General features: G+C 62.0%; 16 protein-coding genes. 13 read left to right on the top strand and 3 right to left on the bottom strand.

The window, feature by feature from the left end; genetic code table 11:
• Nucleotides 1-45 precede the first annotated feature (45 nt).
• The 3 genes from IFO71_RS17510 to IFO71_RS17500 form a co-directional block, all read right to left on the bottom strand.
• Nucleotides 46-1578: a TolB-like translocation protein gene (locus tag IFO71_RS17510; RefSeq protein WP_192030962.1), complete on the bottom strand. Its 1533-nt coding sequence runs from the start codon at nucleotides 1576-1578 to the stop codon at nucleotides 46-48.
• A 492-nt stretch (nucleotides 1579-2070) separates the two neighbouring features.
• The gene (locus IFO71_RS17505; RefSeq protein WP_225444759.1) at nucleotides 2071-3813 is read right to left on the bottom strand and encodes a DUF885 domain-containing protein; all 1743 of its coding nucleotides are present in this window, start codon (nucleotides 3811-3813) and stop codon (nucleotides 2071-2073) included.
• A 214-nt stretch (nucleotides 3814-4027) separates the two neighbouring features.
• A complete protein-coding gene (locus tag IFO71_RS17500; RefSeq protein WP_192030960.1) occupies nucleotides 4028-4372 on the bottom strand; it encodes a HesB/IscA family protein in 345 nt (114 codons plus the stop codon).
• 122 nt (nucleotides 4373-4494) lie between these two features.
• Between IFO71_RS17500 and asnS the strand changes: the two genes are divergently transcribed.
• From asnS to IFO71_RS17435, 13 genes are all read left to right on the top strand, one after another.
• Nucleotides 4495-5895, top strand: coding sequence for an asparagine--tRNA ligase (gene asnS, locus IFO71_RS17495; protein WP_192030959.1), 1401 nt, complete (start codon nucleotides 4495-4497; stop codon nucleotides 5893-5895).
• A 24-nt stretch (nucleotides 5896-5919) separates the two neighbouring features.
• Nucleotides 5920-6216, top strand: a complete 297-nt coding sequence (locus tag IFO71_RS17490) for a hypothetical protein (RefSeq protein ID WP_192030958.1) — start codon at nucleotides 5920-5922, stop codon at nucleotides 6214-6216.
• Entirely contained in the window at nucleotides 6216-6521 is a 306-nt protein-coding gene (locus IFO71_RS17485) for a hypothetical protein (protein WP_192030957.1), read from the top strand. The genes IFO71_RS17490 and IFO71_RS17485 overlap by 1 nt, the downstream gene beginning before the upstream one ends.
• A gap of 7 nt (nucleotides 6522-6528) precedes the next feature.
• A complete protein-coding gene (locus tag IFO71_RS17480; RefSeq protein ID WP_192030956.1) occupies nucleotides 6529-7152 on the top strand; it encodes an FMN-binding negative transcriptional regulator in 624 nt (207 codons plus the stop codon).
• Nucleotides 7153-7329: 177 nt separating this feature from the next.
• Nucleotides 7330-8115, top strand: a complete 786-nt coding sequence (locus tag IFO71_RS17475) for an SDR family oxidoreductase (protein WP_192030955.1) — start codon at nucleotides 7330-7332, stop codon at nucleotides 8113-8115.
• 43 nt (nucleotides 8116-8158) lie between these two features.
• Nucleotides 8159-9604, top strand: a complete 1446-nt coding sequence (locus IFO71_RS17470) for an aldehyde dehydrogenase (protein WP_192030954.1) — start codon at nucleotides 8159-8161, stop codon at nucleotides 9602-9604.
• Between the two features lie 22 nt (nucleotides 9605-9626).
• On the top strand, nucleotides 9627-10289 hold the full coding sequence (gene can, locus IFO71_RS17465; RefSeq protein ID WP_192030953.1) for a carbonate dehydratase: 663 nt from the start codon (nucleotides 9627-9629) through the stop codon (nucleotides 10287-10289).
• Complete coding sequence (locus IFO71_RS17460) at nucleotides 10286-10717, top strand: RidA family protein (RefSeq protein ID WP_192030952.1); 432 nt, start codon at nucleotides 10286-10288, stop codon at nucleotides 10715-10717. Before can ends, IFO71_RS17460 begins: the two co-directional genes overlap by 4 nt.
• Nucleotides 10717-11232 carry a 3-hydroxyanthranilate 3,4-dioxygenase gene (locus IFO71_RS17455; protein ID WP_192030951.1) on the top strand — a complete coding sequence of 172 codons (516 nt, stop codon included), beginning with the start codon at nucleotides 10717-10719 and terminating at the stop codon, nucleotides 11230-11232. The genes IFO71_RS17460 and IFO71_RS17455 overlap by 1 nt, the downstream gene beginning before the upstream one ends.
• A gap of 44 nt (nucleotides 11233-11276) precedes the next feature.
• Complete coding sequence (locus IFO71_RS17450; protein WP_192030950.1) at nucleotides 11277-12233, top strand: sodium-dependent bicarbonate transport family permease; 957 nt, start codon at nucleotides 11277-11279, stop codon at nucleotides 12231-12233.
• 2 nt (nucleotides 12234-12235) lie between these two features.
• Complete coding sequence (locus IFO71_RS17445; protein ID WP_192030949.1) at nucleotides 12236-13246, top strand: amidohydrolase family protein; 1011 nt, start codon at nucleotides 12236-12238, stop codon at nucleotides 13244-13246.
• A gap of 36 nt (nucleotides 13247-13282) precedes the next feature.
• Nucleotides 13283-14557, top strand: coding sequence for a kynureninase (kynU, locus tag IFO71_RS17440; RefSeq protein ID WP_192030976.1), 1275 nt, complete (start codon nucleotides 13283-13285; stop codon nucleotides 14555-14557).
• Nucleotides 14554-15906 carry an FAD-dependent oxidoreductase gene (locus IFO71_RS17435; protein WP_225444758.1) on the top strand — a complete coding sequence of 451 codons (1353 nt, stop codon included), beginning with the start codon at nucleotides 14554-14556 and terminating at the stop codon, nucleotides 15904-15906. The genes kynU and IFO71_RS17435 overlap by 4 nt, the downstream gene beginning before the upstream one ends.
• The last annotated feature ends 179 nt before the right edge of the window (nucleotides 15907-16085 follow it).

The following is a 16085-nucleotide window of genomic DNA, read 5'->3' as shown; positions in this document are numbered from 1 at the left end:
ATTGGACTTGCTCGATCACCGGCTCGATGGGCACCGATGGGGCGACTACAGACTGCAGCGATAGACCTTGCCGAACTGAATTTCAGCAGCCGAGAGAGGCGGAACTCCGGCCTGCGAAGCGAGCGGAGAAGAGCGAGAGGTGAGTCGGGTAGCGCTGCCCGAGCGCACCGCCGCAACGAATCCGGATGCAGGCTCAAGGCCATACTCGTAGACCAGAACGATCCGGTGATCGAGGCTCGAGCCGATAAAACTCACGCTTGACAGGCCCGACCCGAGAGACAACACGCCCTGCAGACCAAGATCAACAAGCCGTCGGCCACCGTCGTCCCCATTGGTGATCTGCCTGATCGTGCCGGTTGCGATTTCGACGGAGAAAAGCTGGTTTGAGAGCTGAGGATTTTCACCGACGAAATCCTCTCCACTCTGAAAGTAGATTCGATCCTCGCCTTCCGCGATATGCCCAAATGCGGTACCGAAGGTGCCGCGAAGCCAGGGCTGCGGAGGAATCAGCACGGTTAAATTGCCCTGAGCATCTGCCGCTGCGATATAGGCCGCCCCCAATGGATTGGGTTCGTTGACGGTCGGTCCGGTACGATCGAACGCGATCACATTTCCCGTTCTGCCAAGAGAACGCAGAAAGCCCAAACTGCTGCCCCCGTTTCGCGGCCGCGAAATATCGAAGGAATAAGCCGGCCGCAGGGTGACCGCGTCCAAATCCAGGAGGTACGGCTCACCGCTCATCCGGGCGACATTGGCTGAGGTAAAGCCACCGGTCGGCGTCAGCAGTCGATTGCCTCGATCCCCGCTGAATGCCACGAACCGCCCGTCACCACTCATCATGGATTGCGTGCTGAATCTTTCCACAAAATCCGGCGCGGCGGCCAGGAGTGTGGGGCCTATATCCAGAATCGCGCCGGTCTGTCGATCGAGTCGGTAATAGAAGGTCTGATAGGGCACCGTTGCGCCATCACCGAACGCTTCAAACATCAGCAAGTAGCGACCGTTGGCACTGATGTCGAGCACGGTGGTCCCAAAAGGAACACCCAACGCTTGGGCAGAAGCCTGCACTCGACTAGGCAAGGCTTGTCGGTTACCCGTGGCAACATCGATAGCATAAGACGGCTCTGAGCGTGTCAGCAGGAATGGAATCTGTTGCCCCGTGCCGGGATCGACGTCGGCGAACACGCCGCTCTGGTAAGTCTGAAACACTGTCGAGCCGTCGGCCGTAATACCCGCCGAGTTGACGGGGATGGTTTGTCGAAAACCGTTGGGCCGGGTGATCTCGACGACCGGGCTGCCCTGGGTAAGTGCAGTCAAGGTGCCCGAATCTGGATTGAAGACGTACAACTCAAAGTGCGCCGCGGGGACTCCGGGTTCGCGACCCAGGATCAACACCGCAGAGCCATCGTCCGATACGAAGCGTTGCGATCCGGAAATTAGACCAGGCGGCTCGCTACCGATCAACCCGGGAACAGGTACCGCTTCGCATGCGGCAGGTGTCGCCCTGCAGAGCATGAGGAGAAGGACGAATAGCGCGGCGCGGGCACCAGACAACGTGACAGCAAGTCGGTTCTCCATCGTCTCCCCCGAGCGCAGAGTTCGCCTGTCGAAGACGGTATTCCTCACAGATCCACTGGGTCAATCCCCCTGACGGGGGAAGTGAACTTGTTCACTCGTCGGGCCGCTGAGGCACTCTCTGAGTTGCCTTTACGTTTCACTTTGCCATCACGCTTACCCAGGCGTGATATCGCGTTGCGCCAGTCATGTCAGGCCGTGTGGGTGCAGCATCCAGACAGCCGGACCAATCAGAACGCGACGCGCTCGACTGACGAAGCAACAGGTTAAGTCAGACCAATGACGTACGCCTCTCTGGCGACACTTAAGGAATCTCTGAACCAGTTCAGAGTTTCCCGCAGTGCAAGGATGCACCGCCGCGATCAACAACGTAAGTTGTTGATCAGCGTAAGACGAGTTCGGACCTGTGCCGAACTCGGCGCGTCTGAAAAGTCCAGTATGGACTTGTTCAGACCTTTCTTAACGTTTCAATCAAGCCACGGCAGCGCAGATTGATCAGTTCATTTGCGCCCGCACCCAATCATCCATCTCCGCCTCCAGCACCGCCAGCGGCACCGAACCAACGCCCAGCAAGGCATCGTGGAAGGCACGCAGATCGAAGCGCTCGCCTAATGCCTTCTCGGCCTTGGCGCGGATCTCCAGGATGCGCAGCTGACCGATCTTGTAGCCAAGGGCCTGGCCCGGCCAGGCGATATAGCGATCGATTTCGTTGACGATGTCCTGCTCGGTCTTCGGTGCGTTGCTGCGGAAATATTCGATGGCCTGATCGCGGGTCCAGCCTTTGGCGTGCATGCCGGTATCGACCACCAGTCGCACCGCGCGCCACATGTCATAGGTCAGCTGGCCGAATTGGTCGTAGGGGTCGTCATACAGGCCCATGTCATACCCGAGCCGCTCGGCGTACAGCGCCCAGCCTTCGCCGTAGGCCACCACATAGGCCGTGCGGCGAAACATCGGTTGATCGGGTAATTCAGCGCCAAGGGCAAACTGGAAGTGATGGCCGGGCACCGACTCATGCAGCGACAGCGCCATCATTTCCCACTTCGGACGCGATTCGGGCTTGTAGAGATTGACGTAGTAGTAACCGGCCCGGGAGCCATCCAGGGCACCGGGCTGATAGTAAGCAGTGTAGGTATCAGGCGCGATTTCATCGGGTATCGCACGCACGCCATACGTCAGGCGCGGCAGCTTGCGAAACACCTTGACCAGCTCGGGATCGATACGCTTGGCGGTATCGCGATAGGCCTTCAACAGCTCATTCGGATCGCTGTAGAAAAACTGCGGATCGCTGCGCAGGTGATGGAAGAAGGCAGCGAGATCCCCTTCGAAACCGACCTTGCCCTTGACCTTCTCCATGTCGGAGCGGATGCGCGCCACTTCCTCAAGACCAATCTGATGGATCTGATCCGGTGTCAGTTCGGTCGTGGTGAAGTGCTGCGCCAGCCAACGGTAATAGTCCTTGCCGCCGGGCAGGTCGGTGACCGCAATCGACTCGCTGCAGGCGGGCAGATAGACCTGCTCGAAGTAGTCGCGGAATTGCCGGTAGGCCGGAATCACCTTGTCGTTAAGCACGGCACGTGCATCGGCACGCAAGGCCTGCTGATCGTCGGCCGAGATGCTGGCTGGCATCTCGACGAACGCGCCCCAGAATGGGCTGTCCTCGGCCTTCTCGACCACCTGGGCATTGATCTGACCGAGCACCCGCTGCATCACCACCCGCGGCGGCACCACGCCCCGCTTAACACCACGCTTCATCAGATCGAGATTCTGCCCGATCAAGCGATCGAGCTGACCGAGCCGCGCCAGCCAGTTGCGATAGTCAGCCGCCTTCTGCAGCGGCAGCTGCTCGACCAAGGTATGAAAGGTCTGAATGCCGCCCTGCTGACTGATCGGCAACAGCTCCTGCGGAAACACTTCGCCCGCGATAGCGTCTTTAAGCTGCCATTCGAACACCCGATAGTTGAGCCGGTCGGCAGGCGACAAGGCATCGAAGTCGATCGCCTGCAGCTGTTTCAGCGCGGCGTGGTTGGCGCGTTGTGCCTTCTTGATCGCAGTCTCGCGGAGATCGGGCATCAGGGCATCGTACTGTCGCTCGCCATACATGCTCGCCGAGACCGGACTGGCCTTCAGCTCGCGCTGCCATTCCTGATCGAACAATGCGTGCAAAGCCTTACCAGCATCGGCCGCTTGAGTGGCAGTGCTGAGCAGACAGAGCGAAAAGAAGGCGGTTCGAATCATGCCGGCGGCCTCGTCGAGTCGGGCCGCCAGTTTACGCATCTGCTCTACGCGCTGCGATCAAATCGTCGAGACGGAGCAAACAAGTGGGTTGTGCGCCTGCCAGCCATCAGCAAGTCGAGTGCTGCGCGGCAAGGCACTGACCACGTTATCGAGGTGTTGAGGTGAAGCCGTCGGAGCAGGCCCTGTCCAGCACAGCCTGCATCCGCGTAGTCGATCAACCAGAGGCGAGCTCTGAATCGGTGGTAAAGCTCTCGCCGCAGCCGCATTCACCAGCGGCATTCGGGTTGCGGAATACGAACTGGTGGTTCAGGCCCTTCTTGACGAAATCGATTTCGGTGCCGTCAACCAGGGGCAGGCTCCTGGGGTCGACCAGAATCTTCAGGCCCTGAAATTCGAACACCTGATCATCGGCATTGGCCTGCTGCGCCACATCCACGGCATAACCCCAGCCCGAGCAGCCGGTGCGTTCAACACCAAACCGCAGCCCCACCGCGTCTGCATTCGACGCGACGAACTTGCGCGCACGCTCAAGGGCCGATGCTGTCAAGGAAATCGCCATTACCTGCATCCCCGCAAATTTGAATCAGTGAAAGAAGACGCCATACGCCTATTGTAGAACGCGACACGCGTTTATCATGTCCCGCTTTGTATGAATGTGGGGCCAGCCCCCGGAGACTCAAGATGGCAGTGGTGAGTGTAAGCGAGGCCCTGAGCGGCCGATTGAGCGAGGGAACCGAGGTCAGTGTGCGTGGCTGGGTGCGTACCCGGCGTGACTCCAAGGCCGGACTTTCCTTCGTCAATATCAGCGACGGCTCCTGCTTTCATCCCATCCAGGTAGTGGCTCCGGCCGATCTCGGCAATTATGAGACAGAGGTCAAGCGCCTTACTTCAGGCTGCGCCGTGGTGGCCACCGGCACCCTCACCCCCTCGCAGGGCCAGGGCCAGGCCTTTGAGCTGCAGGCGACCGAGATCGAGGTGGTCGGCTGGGTCGACGACCCGGAAACCTACCCAATCCAGCCCAAGGCGCATTCGCTGGAGTTTCTGCGCGAAGTCGCCCACCTGCGTCCGCGCACCAACCTGTTCGGTGCGGTCACCCGTATCCGCCACTGTCTGTCGCAGGCGGTGCATCGATTCTTTCATGAAAATGGCTACTACTGGATCAGCACCCCGATTATCACCACCTCCGACGCCGAGGGCGCCGGGCAGATGTTCCGCGTCTCGACCCTGGATATGGCCAACCTGCCACGCACCGACAAGGGCGAGGTCGATTTCTCGCGCGACTTCTTCGGTAAGGAAACCTTTCTCACCGTGTCGGGCCAGCTGAACGTCGAGGCCTACTGCCTGTCATTGTCGAAGGTGTACACCTTCGGCCCGACCTTCCGCGCCGAGAACTCCAACACCACCCGCCATCTGGCCGAGTTCTGGATGGTCGAGCCGGAGATCGCCTTTGCCGATCTGGCCGAGGATGCCAATGTTGCCGAGGCCTTCCTGAAATACCTGTTCAAGGCGGTATTGGAAGAACGCGGCGACGATATGGCGTTTATCGCCGAACGTGTGCAAAAAGATGCGATCACCCGCCTGCAGGCCTTCATCGACGCACCGTTCGAGCGCATCGACTACACCGAGGCGGTGTCGCTGTTGCAGAAGTCGGGCCACAAGTTCGACTTCCCGGTCGAATGGGGCCTCGACCTGCAGACCGAGCACGAGCGCTGGCTAACCGAGCAACACGTGGGCCGCCCGGTCGTGGTGATGAACTACCCCGAACACATCAAGGCCTTCTATATGCGCCTCAATGACGACGGCCGCACGGTCGCCGCGATGGATGTGCTGGCCCCGGGCATCGGCGAAATCATCGGTGGATCACAGCGCGAAGAGCGGCTCGATATTCTGGACAAGCGCATGGCGCAGTTCGGGCTCGACCCGGCGCACTACGGCTGGTACCGCGATTTCCGTCGCTACGGCACGGTGCCGCATGCCGGCTTCGGGCTCGGCTTCGAACGCCTGGTGGTGTACGTCTGCGGGCTGGCCAACATCCGCGATGCCATCGCCTACCCGCGCGCGCCCGGCAATGCCGAATTCTGATCTGCGGGGGATGGATGCCGTCTCATGGATATGACTTTGATGTTCATCCTGCTCTTCACCACCGGTTTGGCTGTGACCGGGGTGGCGGGCTATCTGATCTTTGGCCCGCTGAGCTATGTCCAGGCCCGTGATCGCGGTATTCGCCCCGGCACTCACGCCTTCGCTCCGGGTTTTCTGCGCTGGATTTCGTTCGGTCGCTTCCGAGAAACGCGTGACCCGGCGATTACCGGCTTGGCGACGCCAGCGCAGATCCTGATCTGGTGTGCGCTGCTGGGCGCAGCGGGCACCGCACTGGTGTTGATTCCGATTGGAATGAAGTGATGAATCAAGCCTACGTGCAATGGTGGTTGGCCAGCCTCGGTACCGTTCTGGTCTGGGCGCGAATGACTGTCACCGAACACGGCACCGCCAGCGTGTTTGACTGTGACGGCAACACGCTCACCTATGACAGCGAAGACAGCGCGCGCGCGGCCCTGCTAGATGCCGATTTCCATGCCTGGGACGGCCTCGATGAAGACGACGCGGCTCAGCTTGGTATCGATCTCTCCACACATGCGCCGCCGCAGGCCGACAACGATGCTGATCTGCGGGAACGAATGATGGAAAAGCGCCCGCGCACGCAGTGAGCCCAACATGTACTCGCCCCGGCATTTCGCTGTTGAAGATCTGAGCCTGCTGGATGCGCTGTTCAAGCGCGATGCCTTTGTCAGCCTGATCACCATCGACGCCGAGGGTCTGCCATTCGCCTCGCATGTGCCGGTGATCTATCGGCGTGACGGCGAGCGGATCAGCATTCGGGGGCATTGGTCTCGGGCCAATCCACAGGCGCACGCCGCTGGTCCGGCGCTGATCATCGTGCATGGTCCGCACGGCTATGTTTCACCGCGCTGGTACACCGATCCCGATCAGCAAGTGCCGACCTGGAACTATGCCGTCGCCCATTTGCGCGGCAACCTGCAATCCTTTGATGACGCTGAGCGCCTGCAGTCTCTGGTCGCCGAACTGGCGGATGCGTACGAAGTGCCGTTGGGCGGCGACTGGCGTTTCCCCGAATCAGCCCCGGGCCGCATTGATTCTCTGCGCGGCATCATCGGTTTCGAACTGCAGCCCAGCGCCATCGCCCTCAAGGCCAAGTTCAACCAGAACCATCCGGAGGCCAACCGCCGCGGCGTCATCCAGGCACTCAGACAGGGTGACGGCCATGAACAGGAGCTGGCCGACTGGATGCAGCGGATCAACTTCGGTAACGCCGAGTGAGCGGCCTGAACCGCGTGCTGCATGCGGCGTAGCGAATTTTCACCACCAGTTGATGCATCCAAACCGCAGGTTAATGCAGCAGCTGACAACGCAAATCTCACGCGCACTGAAGCCGCCGCACCCTACAATCGACTGAGGTCATCCGCCCAACCAGGCGAGTGAGTCAGGGAGAAATGCATGCAGCTTGATTTGCGAGAACGGAATGCCATCGTCTGCGGCGGCTCAGCCGGAATCGGCTTTGCGGTAGCCCGCCAGCTCGCTGCGCTGGGCGCGCGTGTGGTGGTGCTGGCACGTGATCTCGATCGCCTGCAGACGGCGCTGGAGAAGCTGCCGCGCATCGCCAATCAGCAGCACGGCATGCTGCAGGCCGATGCCGGCGAGCCGGCCAAACTGGGCGAAGCGATCGCCGCTGAAGCGGCGCGCTATCCGATCCATATTCTGATCAATAACAGCGGCGGCCCGCCCGGTGGCAGCGCCCATCAGGCCTCACTCAACGACTACGAGACGGCCTTCCGCCAGCAGCTGCTGGCCGCCCAGGCGGCCGTGCAGGCCACCCTGCCCGGCATGCAGTCGGCGCAGTTCGGCCGGGTGATCAATATCGTCAGCACGTCGGTGCGCGAGCCGATTGCCGGCCTCGGCGTATCGAACACGGTTCGCGCTGCGGTGGCCGGCTGGGCAAAAACTCTGTCGCGCGAACTGGCGACGGCCGGCATCACGGTCAACAACGTGCTGCCTGGCTACACCCAGACCCAGCGACTGAAACAGATCATCAGCGACCGCGCACGCAGCAGCGGCAAGAGCGAAGACGAAATACGCCAACAGATGCTGGCCTCGGTGCCGGCGGGTCGCTTTGCCGACGCCGAAGAAGTGGCCAATGCCGTGGCCTTTCTGGCCTCACCCGCTGCGTCCTACATCAGCGGCGTAAGCCTGGCTGTCGACGGCGGTCGGATGCAGTCGATCTGATCCCTCTGCCTGGCCTGGCGTTGACCCGGGCTACACTTGGCAGATGGATCAGATCACCCACTGGATAGACGGGCAGACCCAACGCGGCCATCACGGCGAGTGGCTGGCCGTGTTCAACCCCAGCACGGGGCGGCAGATTGCCCAATTGGCCAATGGCGGCGATGCCGAGGTCGGCATGGCGGTGGCCGCTGCCGAACGCGCCCAGCCCGACTGGGCGGCACATTCTGCCAGCCATCGAGCGGCGGTCCTGAACCGGATCGCCGACGCCATGACCGAAGATGCCGAGCAGCTGGCCGAGATCGAATCGCGCAATGTCGGCAAGCCGATCGACCTGTGCCGGCAGATCGAGATTCCGCGAGCGATTCAGAACCTGCGCTTCTTCGCCGCCGCCGCGCTGCAGTTCAGCTCGGAAAGTCACCACGGCGAAGCCGGCCTTAACTACACGTTGCGCCAACCGGCCGGTGTCGTCGGCTGCATTACACCGTGGAACCTGCCGCTCTATCTGTTCACCTGGAAGATCGCACCGGCCCTGGCCGCTGGCAATGCGGTGATTGGCAAGCCGAGCGAGATCACCCCGCTCAGTGCCCAGCGACTAGCCGAGCTGAGCGCCACGGCCGGCCTGGCGCCCGGCCTGCTCAATGTGGTGCACGGCGATGGTGGCAGCGCCGGCGCCGCCCTGGTGGCGCATCCCAAGGTCAGGGCGATCAGTTTTACCGGCAGCACCCGCGCTGGACGACAGATCGGCGCCCGCTGCGGTGAGCAGCTGAAGAAAGCCTCGCTGGAGCTGGGCGGCAAGAATGCCAGCATCGTGTTCGCCGATGCTGAACTCGACGACCATGCCCTGGCCGATCGCCTGCTTCGTGCCGGGCTGCAGAACAGTGGACAGATCTGCCTGTGCGGCTCACGAATCCTGATCGAAGCCTCGCGCTACCCAGGTCTGCGCGACGCCCTGCTGCAGCGCATCGCCGAGTGGAGTGTGGGTGATCCCAGCCTTGCCGGCACGCGGCTCGGCCCGCTGGTGTCGGAGTCCCACCGCAACAAGGTGCTAAAGGGAATCGAGCTGGCGCGGGAACAAGGTGGACGTATCTTGTGCGGCGGAGGCCCGGCGCCCCATCTGAACGGCGATTTGACCGGCTGGTTCGTGGCACCGACCTTGATTGAGTACTTGCCGGAGTCTGCCGACCTGCACCGCGAAGAACTGTTCGGCCCGGTGATCACCCTGCAAGCATTCTCGGATGCCGACGATGCGTTGCGGCTGGCCAATGCCACCGCCTACGGCCTGGCCGCCTCGGTGTGGACCAGCCGGCTCGATACAGCGCACCAGATGGCAGCGCGACTTAACACAGGTATCGTCTGGATCAACGGCTGGATGCTGCGCGACCTGCGCACGCCATTCGGCGGCATGAACGACTCCGGCGTCGGCCGCGAAGGCGGCTGGGAAGCCATGCGTTTCTTCACCGAAGCCCGCAATATCTGCATCTCGATTTGACCTTGGAAGGGAGCTCCATCGAATGAGTCAACTGAAACACCTGCTGGAAAGCAATCGCGCCTGGGCATCCAAGGTCAAGGCCGAAGATCCGCAGTTCTTCAAGCGTCTTTCCGGCCAGCAGACTCCAAAGTACTTGTGGATCGGCTGCTCGGATTCGCGGGTGCCGGCCAATCAGGTCACCGGCCTGCAACCAGGCGAGGTATTCGTCCATCGCAACATCGCCAATGTGATGTCGCATGGTGATCTCAACTGTCTGTCGGTGATGCAGTTCGCCGTCGACATTCTCAAGGTGGAGCACATCATCGTCTGCGGCCACTACGGCTGCGGCGGCGTGCATGCGGTGATGAATGGCACCCGGGTGGGTCTGGCCGACAACTGGCTGCGCCATGTCGGCGATGTCGCCATCCAGCATCAGGCGATGTTGGCGGAAATCGAGCTGGACTCGCTGCGCCACGCACGCCTGTGCGAACTCAATGTCATCGAACAAGTTGTCAACGTCTGTCAGACCACCGTGGTGCAGGATGCCTGGGCACGCGGCCAGGCGCTGTCGGTGCACGGTTGGATCTATGGCCTGCTCGACGGGCGCATTCGCGAACTCGGCTTTGGTGTGGACAGCCTGGAGCGCGTGCAGCCGGCCTACGCCGAGGCCATCGCCAGCATTCGCGACGGCCGCACTGCGCCATGAGCGGCGCCGGCATCCAAACCGCAGCCGCCCCGAAACCGGTCGGCCGTTACCCCCATGCGCGCAGGGTGGGCTCGTTGCTGTTGCTGTCGGGCATCGGCCCGCGCTCGCCACAGGACAATCAGATTCCCGGCAATCGCTATGACCACGAAGGTGGATTGATCGGCTATGACATCGAAGCCCAGACCCACGCAGTGATCGCCAATGTCCGCGCGGTACTCGAAGCCGCGGGCAGCCGTCTCGATGATCTGGTCGACGTCACCGTCTATCTGACCGACATGCAGGGCGACTTTGCTCGCTACAATGCGATCTGGGCCGAGTATTTTCCGGATCCTGTCTCGGCGCCGTGCCGCACTACGGTGGGCATCAGCGCTTTGCCCACACCGATCGCAATCGAGCTCAAGTGCACCGCCGAGCTGAAGGAGGCCTGATGCTGACCCCACCGATCAACCTGCAAGCCTGGATCGACCAGCACCGCGAGCTGCTCAAGCCGCCGGTCGGCAACAAGTGCATCGAGCAGGGTGACTTCATCATCATGATCGTCGGCGGCCCGAATGCGCGCAGCGACTTTCATCTTGAGGAAGGGCCTGAGTTCTTCTACCAGATCGAAGGCGAGATGGTGCTGAAGGTGCAGGAAGACGGCAGCGTACGCGACATTCCGATTCGCGCCGGTGACATCTTCTATCTGCCGCCAGGCATTCCGCACTCCCCACAGCGCATGGCCCATTCGGTCGGACTGGTGATTGAACGCAAGCGCCTGCCCCACGAACATGATGCCCTGCAATGGTACTGCCGTCAGTGCAACCACATGCTATTTGAGCAGCGATTCGAGCTGAAGAATATCGAGCTTGATCTGCCGCCCATCTTCGAGCGTTATTACGGCTCTGAAAGTCGCCGCACCTGCAGCCAATGCGGCGCTGTCGACCCTGCCCCTCCCGGTCCCTGAGCCTCTCGAAGGGCGGCCGATAATCCCAACACTTGTTGATCTAGATGCTAAATGCCGAGCTGCTGACTGCCAATCTGTTGTCACCTGTGGTGCTGGCCTTCTTGCTCGGCGCCATCGCCCGCGCGGTGCGCAGCGATCTGGAGATCCCAACGGCAATTCAGGCCTATCTGTCGATCTTCCTGCTGTTGGCGATCGGCCTGAAGGGTGGCGTGGCCCTGCTCAGCGTGCCGTTCACCAGCATCGTGGTGCTGTTGGCGGTGACCATCATCGCCGGCCTGCTCACCGCCGGCAGCGCCTTCGCCGCGGCGCGCGGTCTGCTCGGCGAAAGTCGCGTGCAGGCAGCGGCCTTGGCCGCACACTATGGCTCGGTTTCGGCGGTCACCTTCATCGCCGCGCAGCAGTTCACTGAACGCAGTGGTACACCTGCTGACGGCTATCTGGTGGCCCTGGTGGTGGCGCTGGAAATTCCCGCCATCCTGCTTGGGCTGTCTTTAGCCAAGGGTTCCGACGGCCACGGCTGGGAACGCCTGCGCGAAGTCGCCAGTGGCAAGACAGCAATCCTGCTGATCGGCGGTCTGGCCATTGGCGCCATCGCCGGCAAGGACCGGATCAGCGCTGTGGATGCCATGTACTTTCAGCTGTTCCAGGGCACCTTGATGTTGTTCATGCTCGATATGGGCATGTTGGCGGCGAGCCAGATCAAGGCTCTGGGTCAACGCTTCCTGGCCTTGCTGCTGTTTGCCACCGCCCTGCCCCTGTTGCACGGCTTGTTCGGCGTGGCGATCGGCTACTGGCTGGAGATGAGCGTGGCCAACACCACCGTGTTTGCCACCATGCTGGCCAGCGCATCGTATATCGCGGCGCCGGCCTCGATTCGCGCTGCCCTGCCCGAAGCCAATGTTGGGCGTTGCATCAGCGCCGCACTCGGCATCACCTTTCCGTTCAACCTCGCCATCGGCATTCCCGTGTATGCCACCTGCGCTCAACTCCTGGTCGACTGATCATGCTGAGAATTGATACCCATACGCACGTTTTGCCGCGCGACTGGCCCGACCTGGCGGCCAAGTATGGCGATATCCGCTTTCCGGTGATCCACCATACCGATGATGGCCGGCACCGGATCTACAAGGACGGCAAGTTCTTTCGAGAGATTCAGCCGCGCACTTGGGACATGGTCCAGCGCATCGACGATTACGCCTCATTCGGTGTGCAGGTACAGCTGCTCAGCACCGTGCCAGTAATGTTCAGCTACTGGGCCAAGCCGCATCACGCCCTGGAACTGCACCAGGCGCTCAACGATCACAGCGCCGAGGCCTGCCGCAGCCATCCCCGACACATCACGGCGCTGGGCACGGTACCGCTGCAATCGCCACGACTGGCCATCCAGGAGATGGAACGCTGCGTTGAGCAGCTTGGCCTGCGCGGGGTACAGATCGGCTCGCACATCAATGACTGGAACCTCGACGCTGCGGAGCTGCTGCCGTTCTTCGAAGCCGCACAGGATCTCGATGCGGCCATCCTGATCCATCCCTGGGACATGATGGGTGCCGAGAGCATGCCGAAGTATTGGCTGCCCTGGCTGGTCGGCATGCCGGCCGAACAGTCACGCGCCGCCTGCTGCCTGATCTTCGGCGGCGTGCTGGAACGCTTTCCTAAACTTCGCGTTTGTCTGGCCCACGGCGGCGGCAGCTTTCCCTACACGATTGGCCGTATCGAGCACGGCTTTCGTATGCGCCCGGATCTGGTCGCCACCGACAATCCACGCAATCCGCGTGAGTACCTGAAACAGCTGTACTTCGACACCTGCGTGCATGATCAGCGCGCCTTGCAGTACCTGCTGGATACGGTAGGCGTGGAACAGGTGATGCTCGGCACCGACTATCCCTTCCCGCTTGGCGAGCAATCCCCCGGCGCCTGCATTGATGCGCTGTCGCTGGCCGATGCTGCGCAGGCGCGGCTGTTTCATGGCACTGCTCTGGAATGGCTGGGACTTTCCAGCCAGACGTTCGGCTGATTCAATGACCGCCTTCAATCCTACGGAATGGACACTATGATCCTGGAAGCCCTGCAGCGAGAAGCGACGGCCCGCGACCGAGACGATGCCTTTGCCGGATTGCGCGATGAGTTTCGGATTCCGCAGCACCAGGGCCGCGAACAGCACTATTTCTGTGGCAATTCCCTGGGCCTGATGCCGAAAGCAGCGGCCGAGATGGTGCAGGAAGTGATCGACGACTGGGCGCAACTGGCGGTTGAGGGCCACTTCAAGGCGCAACACAGCTGGATGCACTACCACACCCTGGTTCGCGACGCGCTGGCGCATATGGTGGGAGCCAAGCCGGTCGAAGTGGTGGCGATGAACACGCTGAGCGTGAACCTGCATCTGATGATGGTCAGCTTCTACCGGCCCAGCGCGCAACGCCCCGCCATCCTGATCGAAGCCGGCGCCTTTCCGTCGGACCGACATGCAGTGGAATCACAGATTCGCTTTCACGGGTTTGATCCCGAGCGCGACCTGATCGAACTGGCCGCCGATGAAGCGAACGGCACGCTCTCGATGGAGGCCTTCCAGCGCGCCTTTGCCGAGCATGGCTCGCGCATCGCGCTGGCCCTGCTTCCGGGCGTGCAGTACCGCACCGGTCAGGCCTTAGACATCGGCGCGATCACGGCATTGGCACGCCAGGCGGGCTGCGCGATCGGTTTCGATCTGGCCCATTCGTTCGGCAATATCCCGCTGCATCTGCATGATCATGGGCCGGATTTTGCCGTCTGGTGCCATTACAAGTACGGCAATGCCGGGCCGGGAGCGGTGGCCGGCTGCTTCGTCCATGAGCGCCACGCCCGCGCCGACCTGCCGCGCTTTGCCGGCTGGTGGGGGCATGAGGCCGGCACGCGCTTCCTGATGGGGCCGCAATTCATCCCGGCGCCGGGTGCCGATGGCTGGCAGCTGAGCAATCCACCGGTGCTGGCGATGGCGCCGCTACGCGCCTCACTGGCACTGTTCGAACGCGCTGGCATGGCGACCTTGCGTGCCAAGTCGGAACGCTTGACCGGCTTCCTGGAACAGGCCATTCAACAGCATCTCACCACGGCCCTGGAAATCCTCACTCCGAGCGAGCCGGCGCGACGCGGCTGCCAACTCTCGCTAAGGGTGCGCGGCGGACGCGACCAGGGATTGGCCCTGTTTGAGTACCTGGTGGCGCAGGGCGTGCTGGGCGACTGGCGCGAGCCGGATGTGATCCGCATCTCGCCAGCGCCGCTGTACAACAACTTCGCAGATATTGCCGGCTTTGTTGAGCACACCGCGGCCTGGGCGGCGCGACATTGAATACCGATACCGACATCGCCATCGCCGGTGCCGGCTTGGCCGGCAGTTTGCTCGGTGTACTGCTGAGCCGGGCCGGCTTCAAGGTCAGCCTGTACGAAGCACGGCCTGATCCGCGCAAGGTCGGCTACGAAGAGGGGCGATCGATCAATCTGGCGCTGGCCGAACGCGGCCTGCACGCGCTGCGCCAGGCTGGGCTGGAACGCGAAGTGATGGCGCAGGCCATCATGATGCGCGGTCGCATGGTGCATGTGCCCGGCCAGACCCCGCAGCTGCAGCGCTATGGCCTGGACGATAGCGAGGTGATCTGGTCGGTGCATCGCGGTCGTCTGAACCTGGCCATGCTCGATGCCTGCGAAGCGGCCGGTGCCAACGTTCATTTCGGCTGCGCGGCCTTCAACTTCGACGAACACAACAAGCGACTTCGCCTTCGCGATCGATCAGGCAAGGAGCGCAGCGCCGGCTATCAGGTGCTGGTGGGAGCTGACGGCGCCGGCTCGGCGATCCGCGCTGCGATGGAGATGCGGATTGACCTTGGTGAGGTGGTCGAGCCACTCGGTCACGGCTATCGTGAGCTGGAGATTCCGCCGGGGTCGAACGGCGAGTTTCAGATCGAGGCCAATGCGCTGCATATCTGGCCGCGTGGGCGCTATATGTGCATTGCCCTGCCGAATACCGAACGCACCTTCACCGTCACCCTGTTCCTGCCTAATCAAGGGCCACATCCGAGCTTCGCCACAGTGAACGATGGTGATAAGGCCGAGGCCTTCTTCGCCAGAGAGTTTGCCGATGCACAGCCGCTGATCCCCGACCTCGGCCTGCACTTTGATGAGCGCCCGGTCGGCCAGCTGGCTACCCTGCGACTCAGGCGCTGGCATTACGGCCCGCACGCCGTGTTGATTGGCGATGCCGCCCACGCCATGGTGCCGTTTCACGGTCAGGGCATGAACTGCGCCTTCGAAGACTGCACCGCCCTCGCCCGCCAGCTGCAGCAGCACGACGATCTGGAGCAGGCATTTTCCGCTTTTGAAGCCGAACGCCTGCCCAATGCCAAAGCTATCCAGGACATGGCACTGGAGAACTACCTGGAAATGCGCGACCGAGTGGACGACGCCGATTACATTCTGCAGCGTCAGCTGGAGCAACTGCTGGCTAAACGTCACCCTGGCCGATTCGTTCCGCGTTATAGCATGGTCAGCTTCACCCGCGTGCCATATGCGGTGGCCCAGGCACGCGGTCGGGTGCAGCGGGAAATCCTGATTGAGGCCACCCGTGGCCTTGATTCGATAGAACAGGTCGATCTAACTGCGCTCGATCAACGGATCCGGGCCGAGCTGCTGCCACTCGATTGACGGCGCTGCGGTCAGGTCGGCCCAGGCCCTGTTACCGTCGATGGCAATGCTGCCCCTTAGCCCGGATATTTCAGCCTCTATCGAATTCCAAGTGGGTAACTGAGAATTTTGGTCTGACGCCGACAGCCTCCGTTTTGTCGAGCGCAGGCTGATTTCGGAGAGTGAGACCCATGCACGAC

Source organism: Pseudomarimonas arenosa (genome assembly GCF_014841215.1).
In the GTDB taxonomy this organism is placed as follows: Bacteria; Pseudomonadota; Gammaproteobacteria; order Xanthomonadales; family Xanthomonadaceae; genus Pseudomarimonas; species Pseudomarimonas arenosa.
Note: the sequence above shows the minus strand (reverse complement) of the source record. Positions and strands in the feature narration are given on the sequence as shown.

Coding starts and splice junctions, on each gene's coding strand:
- asnS (WP_192030959.1), top strand. CDS start 4,495: ATGGCAGTGGTGAGTGTAAGCGAGGCCCTGAGCGGCCGATTGAGCGAG.
- IFO71_RS17450 (WP_192030950.1), top strand. CDS start 11,277: ATGCTAAATGCCGAGCTGCTGACTGCCAATCTGTTGTCACCTGTGGTG.
- kynU (WP_192030976.1), top strand. CDS start 13,283: ATGATCCTGGAAGCCCTGCAGCGAGAAGCGACGGCCCGCGACCGAGAC.
- can (WP_192030953.1), top strand. CDS start 9,627: ATGAGTCAACTGAAACACCTGCTGGAAAGCAATCGCGCCTGGGCATCC.
- IFO71_RS17475 (WP_192030955.1), top strand. CDS start 7,330: ATGCAGCTTGATTTGCGAGAACGGAATGCCATCGTCTGCGGCGGCTCA.
- IFO71_RS17485 (WP_192030957.1), top strand. CDS start 6,216: ATGAATCAAGCCTACGTGCAATGGTGGTTGGCCAGCCTCGGTACCGTT.
- IFO71_RS17460 (WP_192030952.1), top strand. CDS start 10,286: ATGAGCGGCGCCGGCATCCAAACCGCAGCCGCCCCGAAACCGGTCGGC.
- IFO71_RS17490 (WP_192030958.1), top strand. CDS start 5,920: ATGGATATGACTTTGATGTTCATCCTGCTCTTCACCACCGGTTTGGCT.
- IFO71_RS17470 (WP_192030954.1), top strand. CDS start 8,159: ATGGATCAGATCACCCACTGGATAGACGGGCAGACCCAACGCGGCCAT.
- IFO71_RS17505 (WP_225444759.1), bottom strand. CDS start 3,813: ATGATTCGAACCGCCTTCTTTTCGCTCTGTCTGCTCAGCACTGCCACT.
- IFO71_RS17500 (WP_192030960.1), bottom strand. CDS start 4,372: ATGGCGATTTCCTTGACAGCATCGGCCCTTGAGCGTGCGCGCAAGTTC.
- IFO71_RS17510 (WP_192030962.1), bottom strand. CDS start 1,578: ATGGAGAACCGACTTGCTGTCACGTTGTCTGGTGCCCGCGCCGCGCTA.
- IFO71_RS17455 (WP_192030951.1), top strand. CDS start 10,717: ATGCTGACCCCACCGATCAACCTGCAAGCCTGGATCGACCAGCACCGC.
- IFO71_RS17480 (WP_192030956.1), top strand. CDS start 6,529: ATGTACTCGCCCCGGCATTTCGCTGTTGAAGATCTGAGCCTGCTGGAT.
- IFO71_RS17445 (WP_192030949.1), top strand. CDS start 12,236: ATGCTGAGAATTGATACCCATACGCACGTTTTGCCGCGCGACTGGCCC.